This window comes from Salinicola rhizosphaerae (assembly GCF_014652715.1).
Taxonomy (GTDB): Bacteria; Pseudomonadota; Gammaproteobacteria; order Pseudomonadales; family Halomonadaceae; genus Salinicola; species Salinicola rhizosphaerae.
In genome coordinates this window covers 553,593-567,552 of the sequence record NZ_BMZI01000001.1, presented here as the reverse complement: position 1 = coordinate 567,552, position 13,960 = coordinate 553,593, and the positions used below count along the sequence as shown (strand labels likewise).

Annotated in this window: 12 protein-coding genes; 8 read left to right on the top strand and 4 right to left on the bottom strand. The window is 63.0% G+C overall.

Features of this window, described 5'->3' with window-relative positions:
• Positions 1–2: 2 nt before the first annotated feature.
• From IE125_RS02475 to IE125_RS02445, 7 genes are all read left to right on the top strand, one after another.
• Positions 3–1,067 carry a protein-glutamate methylesterase/protein-glutamine glutaminase gene (locus IE125_RS02475; RefSeq protein ID WP_189442990.1) on the top strand — a complete coding sequence of 355 codons (1,065 nt, stop codon included), beginning with the start codon at positions 3–5 and terminating at the stop codon, positions 1,065–1,067.
• A 60-nt stretch (positions 1,068–1,127) separates the two neighbouring features.
• On the top strand, positions 1,128–1,517 hold the full coding sequence (cheY, locus tag IE125_RS02470; protein ID WP_189442989.1) for a chemotaxis response regulator CheY: 390 nt from the start codon (positions 1,128–1,130) through the stop codon (positions 1,515–1,517).
• 19 nt (positions 1,518–1,536) lie between these two features.
• The gene (gene cheZ, locus IE125_RS02465; protein ID WP_189442988.1) at positions 1,537–2,202 is read left to right on the top strand and encodes a protein phosphatase CheZ; all 666 of its coding nucleotides are present in this window, start codon (positions 1,537–1,539) and stop codon (positions 2,200–2,202) included.
• 228 nt (positions 2,203–2,430) lie between these two features.
• On the top strand, positions 2,431–3,597 hold the full coding sequence (flhB, locus tag IE125_RS02460) for a flagellar biosynthesis protein FlhB (RefSeq protein WP_189442987.1): 1,167 nt from the start codon (positions 2,431–2,433) through the stop codon (positions 3,595–3,597).
• Positions 3,594–5,678 (top strand): flagellar biosynthesis protein FlhA, encoded by a 2,085-nt coding sequence (gene flhA, locus IE125_RS02455; protein WP_189442986.1) that lies wholly within the window; start codon positions 3,594–3,596, stop codon positions 5,676–5,678. Before flhB ends, flhA begins: the two co-directional genes overlap by 4 nt.
• Positions 5,679–5,689: 11 nt before the next feature.
• Positions 5,690–6,103: a flagellar protein FlhE gene (locus IE125_RS02450; RefSeq protein ID WP_189442985.1), complete on the top strand. Its 414-nt coding sequence runs from the start codon at positions 5,690–5,692 to the stop codon at positions 6,101–6,103.
• A gap of 171 nt (positions 6,104–6,274) precedes the next feature.
• Complete coding sequence (locus IE125_RS02445) at positions 6,275–6,973, top strand: RNA polymerase sigma factor FliA (RefSeq protein ID WP_189442984.1); 699 nt, start codon at positions 6,275–6,277, stop codon at positions 6,971–6,973.
• A 73-nt stretch (positions 6,974–7,046) separates the two neighbouring features.
• Here IE125_RS02445 and IE125_RS02440 read toward each other — a convergent pair whose 3' ends face one another.
• The 3 genes from IE125_RS02440 to IE125_RS02430 are packed head-to-tail and all read right to left on the bottom strand — an operon-like array spanning position 7,047 to position 10,673.
• Positions 7,047–7,664, bottom strand: coding sequence for an ABC-type transport auxiliary lipoprotein family protein (locus IE125_RS02440; protein ID WP_189442983.1), 618 nt, complete (start codon positions 7,662–7,664; stop codon positions 7,047–7,049).
• Positions 7,661–9,313, bottom strand: coding sequence for an intermembrane transport protein PqiB (gene pqiB, locus IE125_RS02435; RefSeq protein ID WP_189442982.1), 1,653 nt, complete (start codon positions 9,311–9,313; stop codon positions 7,661–7,663). Before pqiB ends, IE125_RS02440 begins: the two co-directional genes overlap by 4 nt.
• Complete coding sequence (locus IE125_RS02430) at positions 9,306–10,673, bottom strand: paraquat-inducible protein A (RefSeq protein ID WP_189442981.1); 1,368 nt, start codon at positions 10,671–10,673, stop codon at positions 9,306–9,308. Before IE125_RS02430 ends, pqiB begins: the two co-directional genes overlap by 8 nt.
• A 411-nt stretch (positions 10,674–11,084) precedes the next feature.
• Between IE125_RS02430 and IE125_RS02425 the strand changes: the two genes are divergently transcribed.
• Positions 11,085–12,056: a calcium/sodium antiporter gene (locus IE125_RS02425; RefSeq protein WP_189442980.1), complete on the top strand. Its 972-nt coding sequence runs from the start codon at positions 11,085–11,087 to the stop codon at positions 12,054–12,056.
• An 87-nt stretch (positions 12,057–12,143) separates the two neighbouring features.
• Here the strand turns inward: IE125_RS02425 and IE125_RS02420 are convergent, their stop codons facing one another.
• Positions 12,144–13,364 (bottom strand): multidrug effflux MFS transporter, encoded by a 1,221-nt coding sequence (locus tag IE125_RS02420; protein WP_229808877.1) that lies wholly within the window; start codon positions 13,362–13,364, stop codon positions 12,144–12,146.
• Positions 13,365–13,960 lie beyond the last annotated feature (596 nt).

Below are 13,960 nucleotides of genomic sequence, written 5' to 3'. Positions count from 1 at the left end.
CGATGCCATCACCGATTAAAGTGCTCTGCGTCGATGACTCAGCGCTGATCCGCGACCTGATGACCAAGATCATCGATGCTCAGCCGGACATGAAGGTCGTCGCGACAGCACCTGACCCGTTGGTGGCGCGCGATCTGATCAAGCGCCACAACCCGGACGTCTTGACGCTAGATGTAGAGATGCCGCGGATGGACGGGCTCGATTTTCTCGAGCGACTCATGCGTTTACGCCCGATGCCGGTGCTGATGGTCTCTTCCCTGACCCAGCGAGGCTCCGAGATCACGCTGAAGGCGTTGGAATTGGGTGCCGTCGATTTCGTCGCCAAGCCCGAGGTTGGAATCCGCGACGGTATGCTCGAGTACGCCGGCATGATCGCCGACAAGATCCGCGCGGCAGCGCAGTCCCGGCCTCGGCAACAGCAGCAGGCGGCGCAGCACCAGCCGCCGCGCGAAGTCATCCGAGCACCGATGCTCTCCAGCGAGAAAATCGTGATCATCGGCGCCTCAACCGGCGGCACGGAAGCCATACGTCAGGTCCTGGAACCGCTACCGGCCAACAGCCCCGCCATCTTGATCACTCAGCACATGCCGGGCGGCTTTACACGCTCATTCGCCGAGCGTCTGGATCGCCTGTGTCGTGTCACGGTCAAGGAGGCTGAGAACGGGGAGCGGGTTCTGCCCGGGCATGTCTACATTGCTCCCGGCGATTGGCACATGCAGCTCAAGCGCTCTGGCGCCAATTACGTCATCGCGCTCGATGACGGCCCCCCGGTAAATCGCCACCGACCTTCGGTCGATGTGCTGTTCGACTCTGCCGCCCAGTGCGCTGGCCGCAATGCGCTGGGTGTGATTCTTACCGGCATGGGGCGCGATGGCGCTGCCGGGCTCGTCAAGATGCGCGAGGCAGGCGCGCACACTGTTGCGCAGGATGAGGCGAGCTGTGTGGTCTTCGGCATGCCGAAGGAAGCCATCGCGCTCGGCGGGGCAGACGAAGTGATTGCGCTGCCGGACATTGCCCGGCACCTAGTCCAGCAGATGCAGAGCTCGGGCCGAGCGCAGCGCGTATAAAGTCGGCCGCGCTGCTGCCGATAACGCATTCATGCAGTTCAACGAATCAGTGAGGAAACGATGGCCGACAAGAACATGCGCATTCTGGTAGTGGACGACTTTCCGACCATGCGCCGGATCGTTCGCAGCCTGCTCAAGGAGCTGGGTTTCGAGAATGTAGAAGAGGCCGAGGATGGCCAGGAAGCGCTGACCAAGCTGCGGGCGGGCGGGTTCGAGTTCGTGGTCTCGGACTGGAACATGCCGAATCTCGACGGTCTCGAGATGCTCAAGGAGATCCGGCAAGACTCGGCGCTCTCTTCCCTGCCGGTGCTGATGGTGACGGCCGAGGCGAAGAAAGAGAACATTATCGCCGCAGCACAGGCCGGCGCCAACGGCTACGTGGTCAAGCCCTTCACCGCCGCGACGCTCGAAGAGAAGCTGAACAAGATCTTCGAAAAGCTGGGCCAATAACAATCCCGGAGGGAAGATCATGAGTGGTGCCAACCCTCAAGCCGCCGTTGCAGAGGCGGCGCCGGACGATCTGATCCGGCGTATCGGTCATCTGACGCGCATGCTCCGCGATAACATGCGCGAGCTGGGGCTCGACAAAGAAGTCGAAAAGGCCGCGCAGGCCATACCGGACGCGCGGGATCGGCTCAGCTACGTCGCCTCGATGACCGAACAGGCAGCCGAGCGCGCGTTGAATGCCATCGACAATGCTCAACCGCTGCAGAACGCGATGGAGCGTGACGCCATCGAACTCGACAAGCGCTGGGCCGGGTGGTTCGCCGAACCCAAAGCGCTCGACGAAGCCAAGGCTCTGGTCAGCGATACGCGAAGCTACCTGCAGGGGATTCCCGCGCAGACCAGTGCGACCAACGCACAGCTTCTCGAAATCATGATGGCTCAGGACTTTCAGGATCTGACGGGTCAGGTCATCAAGAAGATGATGGACGTCATCCGGGAGATCGAACAGCAGTTGCTGCAGGTGCTGATCGACAATGCGCCGGAAGGTGCAGAGCGCCGTGAGAAGCCTGCGCCGGCGAGTACCGGGCAGAGCTCTCTGCTTAATGGCCCGCAGATCAATCCGCAGGCGGCCGACGTCGTCAGCAATCAGGATCAGGTCGATGACCTGCTCGACAGTCTGGGATTTTGAGATCCCGGAAAGCGAAGGGCTTGCCTTCTTTCTCCACTTGTGCACCAGCGCGCTTGGCTCTTGAACCAGCGCGCCCCTCCTGATCCAGCTCGCTTCTCTCTTGAGCCAGTTCGCTTGCCTCTTGAAATAGCAGGCAGTTCGTCCTGCTATTTCTTCCTTTATTCCCCCTTTGCTGCCCGCACAATGTCGCTCTGACAGAGATCTCGTGGACACGAGCGGAGCGCGTGCTTGGCAGAGCAGAACGACAGCGACCAGGAAAAGACGGAGCCGGCGACGGCAAGGCGTCTCGAAAAGGCGCGTGAAGAGGGCCAGGTCGCCAGGTCTCGGGAACTGGCGACCTTTCTGCTGTTGGCCAGTGGCGTGCTGGGACTATGGACGCTAGGCGGCCATCTCTATGACGAGCTCGGCCTGGTCATGGAACAGGCCTTCATCTTCGACCGGAGCCTGGCGTTCGACAGTGCCAGGATGCTCAGCCATATCTGGACGCTAGGCCAACGTACGCTCATCGCACTGCTGCCGCTATTTTTGCTGTTTGCCGTTGCGGCGATACTCGGCCCGACCCTGCTGGGTGGCTGGTTGATCTCGGCCAAATCGTTGAAGCCGCAGTTCAGCAAGCTCAACCCGTTGAAGGGGTTGAAGCGGCAGTTCTCGACGCAGGCGCTCGCGGAGCTGGCGAAAGCGATTGCCAAGTCGGTGCTGGTCGGTGGGGTCGGTGTCGTCTACCTGTGGTCCCACCGCGACACGCTCGTGGCACTGATGGAGATGCCGATCCAGCAGGCGCTGGCGACGGCGATGCGGCTGGCGGCGGTCGGTTGTGCGCTGATCGTGACCTCGATGATCGTGGTGATTCTGATCGATGTGCCTTATCAGCTCTGGAGCCACCACAAGAAGCTGCGCATGAGTCGGGAGGATATCCGCCAGGAGCACAAGGAGAGCGAGGGCGACCCGCACGTGAAGGGCCGTATTCGTTCCCAGCAGCAGGCCATGGCCCGCCGTCGAATGATGAGCAAGGTGCCGACGGCCGACGTGATCGTGACCAATCCGACCCACTACGCCGTTGCGCTTAGCTACGACCAGGACGCGATGTCGGCGCCCCGGGTCGTGGCGAAGGGGGCGGACCACGTCGCCGCCAAGATCCGCGAACTGGGTGACGAAGCCGACGTGCCACGGCTCGAGGCGCCGCCGCTGGCACGCGCGCTCTATCACCACGTTGATCTCGACCAGGAAATTCCGGGGGATCTCTACACGGCCGTGGCCGAGGTCCTCGCCTGGGCGTTCCGCTTGAAGCAGATTGCGGTCGAGGGCGGCGATGCGCCGCCGACACCGACCGACCTGCCGGTTCCGCCGGCATTAGATGACCAGACCGCACCGGCGGCATCCGAGGAGACACCATGAATGCGCTGACCCAATGGTTCGGCCAACGCAAGTGGCCGGGGGACACTCAGCTCAAGGTACTGGCCGGTCCGGTGCTGATCATCATGATTCTGAGCATGATGATCCTGCCGCTGCCGCCGTTCGCGCTGGATCTTTTCTTCACCTTCAACATCGCGCTGTCGATCATGGTGTTGCTGGTGAGCATGTTCACCGAAAAGCCGCTGGACTTTGCCGCGTTCCCTGCGGTGCTGCTGTTCTCGACGCTGCTACGCCTGTCGTTGAACGTCGCCTCCACCCGCGTGGTGCTGATGGAGGGACATGAGGGCGGCGATGCCGCCGGCAAGGTGATCGAAGCCTTCGGGGCCTTTCTCATCGGCGGTAATTTCGCCGTCGGCCTGGTCGTGTTTCTGATCCTCGTCGTGATCAACTTCATGGTCATCACCAAGGGGGCGGGGCGAATCGCCGAGGTCGGCGCGCGTTTTACGCTCGACTCGATGCCCGGCAAGCAGATGGCGATCGATGCCGATCTCAACGCGGGGCTGATCGGTGAAGACGAGGCGCGACGCCGGCGCACCGAAATCAATCAGGAGTCCGAGTTCTACGGCTCGATGGACGGCGCGAGCAAATTCGTCCGGGGCGATGCCATGGCGGGTCTGCTGATCATGGTGATCAACCTGATCGGCGGCCTGATGATCGGGGTTGCCCAACACGGAATGCCGTTCGGCGAGGCGGCGAGGACCTACACGTTGCTGACCGTCGGCGATGGTCTCGTCGCACAGATTCCGGCACTGGTGATCTCGACCGCGGCCGGCGTCACGGTCTCCCGGGTCAATACCGACCAGGATGTCGGTCAGCAGCTGATGAGTCAGCTCTTCAACAATCCCCGCGTGATGTTTCTCGCCGCCGGCGTGCTGGGTCTGCTGGGCATGATTCCCGGCATGCCCAATGTCGTGTTCCTGCTGTTCGCCATCGTCCTCGGTGCGCTCGGCTGGTGGATGACCAAGCGCGAGCAGGAGCGAATGACGCGGTCCGTGGAAGAGAAGGCGCCGCCCGCCGTTCAGGAGACGCCCGAGGCGAGCTGGGACGATGTGCAGCTCGTGGACACGCTGGGGCTGGAGGTCGGTCATCGGCTGATACCGCTGGTCGATCAGCGTCAGAAGGGCGAACTGCTGGGGCGGATCAAGAGCGTGCGCAAGAAGTTCGCTCAGGATGTCGGCTTTCTGCCCTCGGTGGTGCATATCCGGGATAACCTGGAGTTGAGCCCCAACACCTATGTAATCACCTTGAAAGGCGTCGAAATCGGGCGAGCCGAGGCATTTCCCGGCAAGTGGCTGGCGATCGACCCCGGCCAGGTCTCCGGCGCAGTCGAGGGTACCCAGACCCAGGATCCGGCTTTTGGCCTGACTGCCTGGTGGATCGAGTCCGCCCAGCGCGAGCGGGCGCAGATCTACGGTTATACCGTTGTCGATGCCAGCACTGTCATCGCCACCCACCTGAATCATCTGCTGCACGAAAATGCCGGCGACATGCTGGGGCGGGCAGAGGTTCAGCGTCTGCTCGACAAGGTCGCGGATCAGCAGAAATCGCTGGTCGAGGATGTCACGCCGAAGCTGCTGCCGCTCACCAGCGTACAGCGCATCCTGCAGAACCTGCTTGCCGAGGACGTACCGATTCGCGACATGCACACGATTCTCGACGTGCTCGCCGAATTCGCGCCGCAGCAGAACGACGCCAACGAACTCACGGCGCTGGTCCGGGTGGCGCTGGGGCGCGCCATCACCCAGCAGTGGTTCCCCGGTCAGGCCACGATGAACGTCATTGGTCTCGAGCCCAAACTGGAGCAGGTGCTGAGTCAGGCGCTCAACAATGGCGGTGCGTTGGAACCCGGTCTCGCCGAAACATTGATGCAGCAGACCACGGCGGCGGTGGAGCGCCAGCAGAGCCGAGACGAGCAGCCCGTACTGGTCGTCCAGCATGGTTTGAGGGCGTTGCTGGCGCGTTTCCTGCGTCGTCAGATCAAGTCGCTGGTGGTGCTCTCTCACGCGGAGATTCCCGATGACCGCCACCTGCGCGTCACGACGACCATTGGCGGTGGCAATTGAGGCGTGCGAGCGTGGCTATCGCGCTGCTGGCAGGAGGCATCGTCGCCTCGTTCTGCCCGGCGGTCTGGAGCGCGGCGGGGAGCTGGGTGGCCGAGCTGCCGCGTCAGGTCATTGCCGTCTCCGAGCGCCCGCTGGAGAGCCGACCCATCTCAGCGCCCGACCACGTCGGTGGCACCATCGATCGCGTCTCCTGGTCATTTCAGATCGAGCCCCGGACCCAGGCGCAGGCGGGCCCGCTTCGGGCCTGGCTCTGTCAGGCATCACTCTGCGTGCCGCTGGCCGCGGCGGCGGGAGAGACGGCGCGTTTCGCCGGCCGCGCCGCCGATGCGCCGTTCCGTTTTCGATTCCAGCGTCCGCCGGCGCCAGGCCTGAGCGGCAGTCTGGTCGTCTCGCGAGGTCAGATCACCGTCAACTATCGGCAATGAGGCCTGGATTGCCGCGCATCCCACGCTCGGTCGCTTCAAAAACCCAAAATGACCGCTTCCTCGTGGGGTTTTCATCCGCTTGGGGCGGCGGCGCCCGGACATAATAGATGGACTGGCAGGGTCTCGGTGCGTTCGACGCGGACCCGGGCAACGGAACCACGAGGCAAGCCGATGTATACCGCACAGGGCAAAATCGATCAGCAGGCATTGCTCGAGCAGTACATGCCGATGGTGAGGCGCCATGCACTCTCGCTGCAGGTGCGGCTGCCGGCGAGCGTGGAACTCGACGATCTCGTGCAGGCCGGCATGCTTGGCCTGCTGGATGCGATGGGGCGCTACGACGATGGGCAGGGGGCAAGCTTCTCGACCTACGCCAACCAGCGAATTCGCGGCGCGATGATCGACGAGTTGCGCAGCCGGGACTGGATGCCACGCAGCGTACGCCGCAACGCTCGCGCCATGGATCAGGCCACCAGCCGACTCGAGCAGCGCCTGGGCCGGGCGCCCGATGAGCGGGAGATCGCCGATGAAATGGGCATCTCGCGCGATGAGTATCATCAGTTGCTGAACGACGCCAACAATGGCTTTCTGCTCGCTTACGACGAGGCCGACAGCGAGAACGGGGTGACCACTGCGAGCGAGAGCGCCACGGCCTCGCCGTTTGAAGCGCTGCTCGACGAGAGCAATCGGGCGCGGCTGATGGAGGCGATTGATGCCTTACCCGAGCGCGAGAAACTGCTGCTCGGCCTCTATTATCAGGAAGAGCTCAACCTGAAAGAGATCGGCGCGGTGCTGGGCGTCAGTGAATCCCGCGTCTGCCAGCTCCACAGCCAGGCCGTCTCGCGCTTGCGCGGGCGCCTGAATCGCTGAGCTCAGCTAGGCTGGGGCTAAGTCCCGTCCCTGACGACGAGATAATGATTCGCTCTTGTGAGCGAATCAGTCGTTATGGAGTCGCGTCGGGTGCCGGCTGATTCCTGATCCGTGCCGCGATCTGGTCAGCGACCGTCTGCCATGCCTTACCTAGCGTCCTCACCAGCGCCGGATAGCCATCGTCCGGCAGCGGTTCGGTGACGTCGAACGGCTGCTGAAGCATCAGCCGGTTGCCATCATGTAACTGCCACTCACCGGACACGACCGCCTGACCATCGTAGCGTCCCTGGAAACGATCGACGGTCACCGTCAGCGATTCGCTGCTGGCCTGGCCGCCGCCGACCAGCGTGGCGCCGGGGAGGTCGGCCATCAGCGATTGCCGCAGTCGCCGGGTCAGTTGATCGCCTAGACCTTCCGCCCATAGATTCTGGTTGGCCGCCGTCAGCTCGATATCGCTGAGCTGCATGACGATACCGTCCTGGTCGAGAAAGCTGGCGACCTGAACAGGGCGCAGCCAGAGCTTGCGTGTCTGTGAGGGGTGGGTCTCCGCCGTCGACGAGAGAGCCACGTCAGGTAGCGTATAGCGGTTCTCGGGTGTCGCCTGGCTGGCACAGCCGGTCAGTGCCGTCGCGGCTGTCAGCATGAGAACGCCGGCGCCGATGCGCCAGCGGGGGAGTCTCGACGGATTCATTGCGGGGCCCTCGGTACGGGATCGGTCTTGACTTCACGGTCGAAGATCAGCGCGTTGGGCTGCTCGCGCAGCGTGCGCGCGACCGGCTGCAGATCTCGCATCAGCGTCTCGAGCTGCTTGAGCGTGTCGTTGAGCTGTTGATAGCCGCGCGAGCCCGAGGAGAAGCCATTGAGCGTTCCCTGAAGCTCCTGCAGCGTATCGTTGAGACTCGACGGCAGCTGCTGCGTTGCCGGATCGGAGACGATCGCGTTGACCGACTGCGCAATCTGGCGCACTTGCTCGAGCGTCTGCTGAGACGTCTGCATGGTCTGATCGAGACGCTCGAGGATCGGCTCGACCTGGAGATTGTTGAGCTTGTCGAGCAGGTTGGAGACCTTCTGCTCGATCTGCGCGAATCCACCCGACATGGTCGGGAAGACCGGCTTGCCGTCGAAGGTCAGCGGCTTGTAGGGATCCGCGTCATCGTTGAAGTTGACGTCGACGAACAGCGCGCCGGTCAGCAGGTTGCCCGCCTTGAGCGTCGCCCGCAGACCGTAGTTCTTGAACATCTTCTCGAAGCGATCCTTGACCGCCTGGTCGTCGATATCACCGGTCACGTCGTCGCCGCTTTCGAGCCGCTGTGGCTCGATACGAATCAGCACGGGAATCGCGAACTGGGTCAAGGAGTCCGGCTGAGGTGCGGTGAAATGCCAGGGCACGCTCTCGACCGTGCCAATACGCACGCCGCGATACTCCACGGGGGCGCCGCGACTGAGGCCGCGAACGGTGTCGTCGACCAGCAGGACGTATTCGATGTACTGATCGTAGGTGCCTTCGCGAGCGCTCTCCTCGCTGTTGTAGAGCGTGTAGGTCGCCCCCTGCTTGGCTGCCGAGCCTTGGGTGACGTCCTCGGGGACGCCGAACGTGACCCCGCCGCTGATCAGTGTCTCGAACGAGTCCAGGTTGACATTGACCCCTTCGGAGTCGAGCTGGATATCGATACCCGACGAGCTCCAGAACCGCGTGGTGTCGGTCACCAGTGAATCGTAGGGCGCCTGGATGAACAGGCGGTGGCGCATCTCTCGCTTGTCGGGGTCGAATTCCGTGCTCTCGACGCGACCCACGGTATACCCCTGATAGGTGACCGGATCTCCCGCGCTAAGGGAGTTACCGACCTGACTGACCAGGTTGATACGCAGCCCCGGCGCATCCGGCGGCGCGACCGGTGGCTGGTCGAGCACGTCGAAGTTGTCCTGAGACTCGTCCGACTTGCCCGGCGTGAGCTGGATATACGCCCCGGAGAGAACGGTGTTCAGCCCGCTGATTCCCTCTCGGCCGATCCGCGGCTTGACGACCCAGAAGCGGCTGTCGCTGTTTAGCATGCGCTCGGCGTCGCGAGACATGCGCGCCGTCACCACGGTGTGTGACAGATCGTCGGAGAGCCGAACGGCCTCGACATGCCCGACCTCGACGTTGCGAGTCTTGATCAGCGTCTTGCCCGCCTCGATGCCTTCGGCATTCTGCATGTTGAGGGTGATCAGCGGGCCGCGGCTGGTAATGTTGTCCCAGACCATCCAGGCGCCGATCAGCGCCGCCAGCAGCGGCACGATCCATATCGGCGACAGTCGCGACTGCGACAGTCGTTTGGCGCGTTGCATCGATTCAGGCATCGTCGACTTCCTTGACCGGCGAATACGGGGATTGATGTTTGAGGACCGCTGGCATGGGTGGCTGCATGTCACGCGCATCCCAGATCAGCCGTGCATCGAAGCTGTTGGCGGCCAGCATGGTGATCACCACCACGGCGGCGAAGGCCAGGGCAGCCGGGCCCGGCGTGATCGATAGCAGCGAGCCGGCGTGAACCAGCGCTACCAGAATCGAGACCACGAACACGTCGATCATCGACCAGCGGCCAATGAATTCGGTGATGCGGTAGAGCTTGAGGCGCTTGTGCTTGTTGTCCGACTCGCCGCTGCGCCGCACGCGGATACAGAGCCAGGCCAGGGCAAAGACCTTGCCGATCGGCACGACCACGCTGGCAGTGAAGATGACCAGAGCGATCGGCCAGTCACCATGGCCGATGAACAGCAAAACGCCGCCGATGATGGTCGATGGCGTCGCGCTACCCAGCGAAGTCGTGGTCATGATCGGGTAGAGATTGGCAGGAATATAGAAGATGGTTGCCGCGGCGAGCAGTGCCCAGGTTTTCTGCACGCTGTGCGGGCTACGGAACCGCAGCGGTTCGCCGCAGCGCTGGCAGCGCCCTCGGCCGAAGTGGCTGAGACGGTTGACCAGTCCGCAGGTCGGACAGCCGGTCATACCCTGCTCGGCCGCGGGCTCACCCACGCGACACCCTTCCGGCGCCAGCGGCTCACCCTCGAGCGAGAACCACATCCAGTCCGTATCGAGCGAGCGGGTGGTCAGCAGCAGCATCAACGCATAGACGCAGAAGGCCCAGAACGAGAGCCCGAGATCGATCGATGCCATCCCGGCGATCTTGATCAGGCTGACCAGCGCACCGATGACGAAGACATCCGCCATCATCCAGGGGGTGAGGTGCGAAAGGGCTCGCGCGATTCGTCGGCTGCGCGGCAGCGGCGCGCGACGCAGCAGGCCGATCTGTAGCCAGATGACCGAAAGCAGGTAGGCGACAGGCAGGATCACGATGGTCAGAAGCACCAGCACGCCGACGAACGGCTCATGGAAATTGACCAGGCTGAAGGCGGTGTCCGTCAGCTGGATGGCATTGCTGACGCCGCGGGCTTCGAAGCTGATGAACGGAAAACAGAGTGACGCGGCGAGGGCGATGAGCGCGGTGATGGCAAATGCCAGGCTTCGCTCGGCGGGCCGGTAGTGGCGGTGGCTCAGCGAATGGTCGCAGCGTGGGCAGTTCGCGCGCTGATGAGGCTTCAGCGGAGGCAGCGCGACGAGCAGATCGCATTCGTGACAGGCGCGCAGGCGTCGCCGCGAACGAACGCGCAGGTTGTCTCCGATGACGGTCTGTTGGGGTTGCGGATTGCTCGATGCCAAAAGCGAACTCACTATCGGGACGTTAGGCCGAACCACGGCGAGCGGATGACAGTATCACTCGAACGCCGGGCGCGCCGATCATCGGCGCCATTCCGAGAATCTGAGTCTGAATACCTCGGCCCATGGACCTGGGTCTGAGAAAGTCGGTCTGCCGAGCAGTATGGACGCGAACCTGAAAATTTGAAATGACTCCGCGCTCAGCCATTTAGCTGCCGTTCACATGCGTTGACCTATGCTGGAGGCCAGTCGGTTCCGGCAAACGATCGGCCGAGCCTACAAGTCGGTCGCCGGATAGAAGTGGCTGGCGCCCGATAACGATCCAGTCCGGCTGCAGTCAAAGCAGGCGGCTTGCGGGCCCGTTCGGGAATGAAAGTTACAGATTGTGAGTGAAAGATGAAAGGAGAGTCTGGCGTGGGGATGGCAATCGTCGCAATCGTTGCAGGTCTGGTGGTGCTCGTCTGGAGCGCCGATCGTTTCGTCGACGGCGCGGCGGCGACCGCTCGTCATCTGGGGCTGCCGCCGCTGTTGATCGGCATGCTGGTGATCGGCTTCGGTACCTCGGCCCCGGAACTGATGGTCTCCGCGCTCGCGGCGCTGCAGGGTAATCCGGGGCTGGCGCTGGGTAACGCCTACGGCTCCAACATTGCCAATATCTCGCTGATCGTGGGGTTGGTCGCCGTGATCAGTCCACTGCTGGTGCACTCCCAGGTGATCAGGCGGGAGTTGCCGCTGCTGGCGCTGGTTACACTCATATCGCTCTGGTGTCTCTTCGATGGCGAGATCTCCCGCTGGGATGCGCTGCTGTTGCTGGGGCTGCTGGCTACCTTCATGGTCTACAGCGTGCGTAGCGCCGGCGGCGGCAGTGGCGACCCGCTGCATGGCGACATGGAAACCGACGCCGCCGGCCAGTCGATGTCGCTCAAGGCCGGCATCGTCTGGACACTGGTCGGGCTGGTGATGCTCATCGTGAGTTCGCGTCTGCTCGTGTGGGGCGCGGTTTCGATTGCCGAGGCCTTCGGCGTGAGTGACCTGGTGATCGGCCTGACGGTCGTGGCCATCGGGACATCGCTGCCGGAATTGGCGTCGTCGATCAGCGCCGTGCGCAAGAAGCAGCATGACCTGGTGCTGGGTAACGTGGTCGGCTCCAACATGTTCAACACGCTGGGCGTGGTCGGTCTCGCCGGCGTGATCGAGCCGATCCAGGTCGACCCGGCGGTGCTGACTCGGGATTGGCCGGTCATGGCAGTACTGACGCTAGCGCTGTTGATCTTCGGGATGGGCCGCAAACGGCAGGGAAGCATCAATCGATGGGAGGGCGGCATCCTCCTGGCCAGCTTCATCGGCTATACGACCTACCTGGTCTTCAGCGTCATCGGTGGCTGATGCCGCTACCACGACCTTTTCGAGAAGGCAGCGTCGCGGGAGCCACCGCCAGGAGCGTGGCGGTCGCTTCAGTGTTGGCGATGCAGACTACTGGCGCGGGCGACTGTCGAAGCTCAGCGCCGTGCGTAGCGCGACCTGCCCGATGACGGCCGCTGCAGCCAGCACCAGCGCCGCCGCGAGCGCCGGGTCCTCGCCCAGTCCGGCGAGCGTCGTGCAGAGTGCGCCGATGCCCATCTGCACGAAGCCGTAGATCCCCGCCGCCGAGCCGACCACCTTGGGATTGATACCGACCGCCAGCGTCAGTGCGGTGGGGCCGCTCATTCCGACCCCCAGCGTGAAGAGCAGCATCGAGCCCTCCAGCGTGACGACCGATGCCCATCCTGTCAGCACGACGATCAGCATGAGCAGGCCGCCGGTCAGGCTGAGCAGGCTTGCGGAAAGCATCAGACGCGTCATGCCGATCCGGTGAATGGTGCGATTGGTGATGAAGTTGCCCAGCGAGATGCTCAAGATCAGCAGTGAAATATAGAACGCGACATGACTGGCCGGCTTGCCGAGCTGATCGACGAAGATGAATGGCGCCGACGCCACGAAGGCGAACATGGCGGTGGTGACGCAGCCGCCACCGATGGCATAACCGATGAAGGCCGGTGTCTTGAGCAGGCTGCGATACTCCACACCGAGTTTGTGGAGGTCAGGGCTGCCGCTCGCGACCGCGGTCTCCGGCATCAGCCGCCAGACGAACAGCAGATTGCCGATTCCCATCAAACAGAGCGCGAACAGCACGCTACGCCAACCCAGCGTCACGCTCAGCAGGCTGCCCAGCAGCGGCGCGAGAGCAGGTCCGATGGCGACGACGAGATTGAGCACGGCGAGGCGCTGGACGGCACGATCCGGCGGTGCCGTGTCGCGGATCATCGCGCGCCCTAGCGCCAGGCCGGCACAGCCGCCGAACGCCTGGAAGAACCTGGCCGTGATCAGACATTCGACGCTGGTCGAGCGCCAGGCCACGACGCCGGCAATGGTGTAGATCGCCATGCCCAGCATGAGTGCCGGGCGCCGCCCGAGGGCATCCGACAGAGGGCCGTAGAACAGCTGCCCGACCGCCAGGCCGAGAATATAGAGGCTGATGGTCAGCTGCATCACGCTGCTTTCCGCGTGCAGTGCGTTGGCCGCCGTCGGCATCGCGGGCACGAAGATATGCATCGCCAGCGTGCCCGCGAGCGTGATGAGCACTAGCATCCACAGCGCGGGTACCGCCGGGGGTAAATCGGTTCGTGTCGCCGGCGGCGTGGCAGGATCGGTCAAGTGAACTCTGTCTTGTCGGTATTGGTGAATATCAATCGGCGAGTGACCAGTGGCGGTCCGCATCGAGAGTGCATGATTCGGAATAGCGTGCTAGCGATTAAGACGATACTCGAAAACGCGCTAAGAAACCACGCGACCAAAGCCGAAGGAAACTTGGGAAATGGCGGTACGTTCAGGTGAAAAATCCTGGACTAAAAGCACGCTTTATCCTGGTCAGATTGTCGCATGGATGAATGTCTCGACATGACGAATGGATACACGTAATTCCTGAATCCCTGTTGATCAAGCCGCGTGGCTGGCGACTTTCCGCTGTTCTGTCTAGGTTGTCTGAAGGCTCGGGAGTGATGGAACGTGGCACGAAATGTCGACGTGGTGCGACATCGCGGCCGTATCGATAGTGCTTGCCAATTTCTATGATGCCGAGGTCGGGCGGCTGCAAGGGTCGCCTGAAAAGGGGTCGAAAATACGGCGCAATCGCGAACGGTGAATAGAGTACCGAGAGCGGCAGGTGCGTCGGGATAAACGGTAGAGTTGCCGTCGAGCGAAAGAGCCTGGCGAAGGGATTCGCTGCCATCGATGGCGAAACGCGATAGGGA

Coding starts and splice junctions, on each gene's coding strand:
- IE125_RS02440 (WP_189442983.1), bottom strand. CDS start 7,664: ATGAATCCGTCGAGACTCCCCCGCTGGCGCATCGGCGCCGGCGTTCTC.
- cheZ (WP_189442988.1), top strand. CDS start 1,537: ATGAGTGGTGCCAACCCTCAAGCCGCCGTTGCAGAGGCGGCGCCGGAC.
- IE125_RS02475 (WP_189442990.1), top strand. CDS start 3: ATGCCATCACCGATTAAAGTGCTCTGCGTCGATGACTCAGCGCTGATC.
- flhA (WP_189442986.1), top strand. CDS start 3,594: ATGAATGCGCTGACCCAATGGTTCGGCCAACGCAAGTGGCCGGGGGAC.
- cheY (WP_189442989.1), top strand. CDS start 1,128: ATGGCCGACAAGAACATGCGCATTCTGGTAGTGGACGACTTTCCGACC.
- IE125_RS02445 (WP_189442984.1), top strand. CDS start 6,275: ATGTATACCGCACAGGGCAAAATCGATCAGCAGGCATTGCTCGAGCAG.
- pqiB (WP_189442982.1), bottom strand. CDS start 9,313: ATGCCTGAATCGATGCAACGCGCCAAACGACTGTCGCAGTCGCGACTG.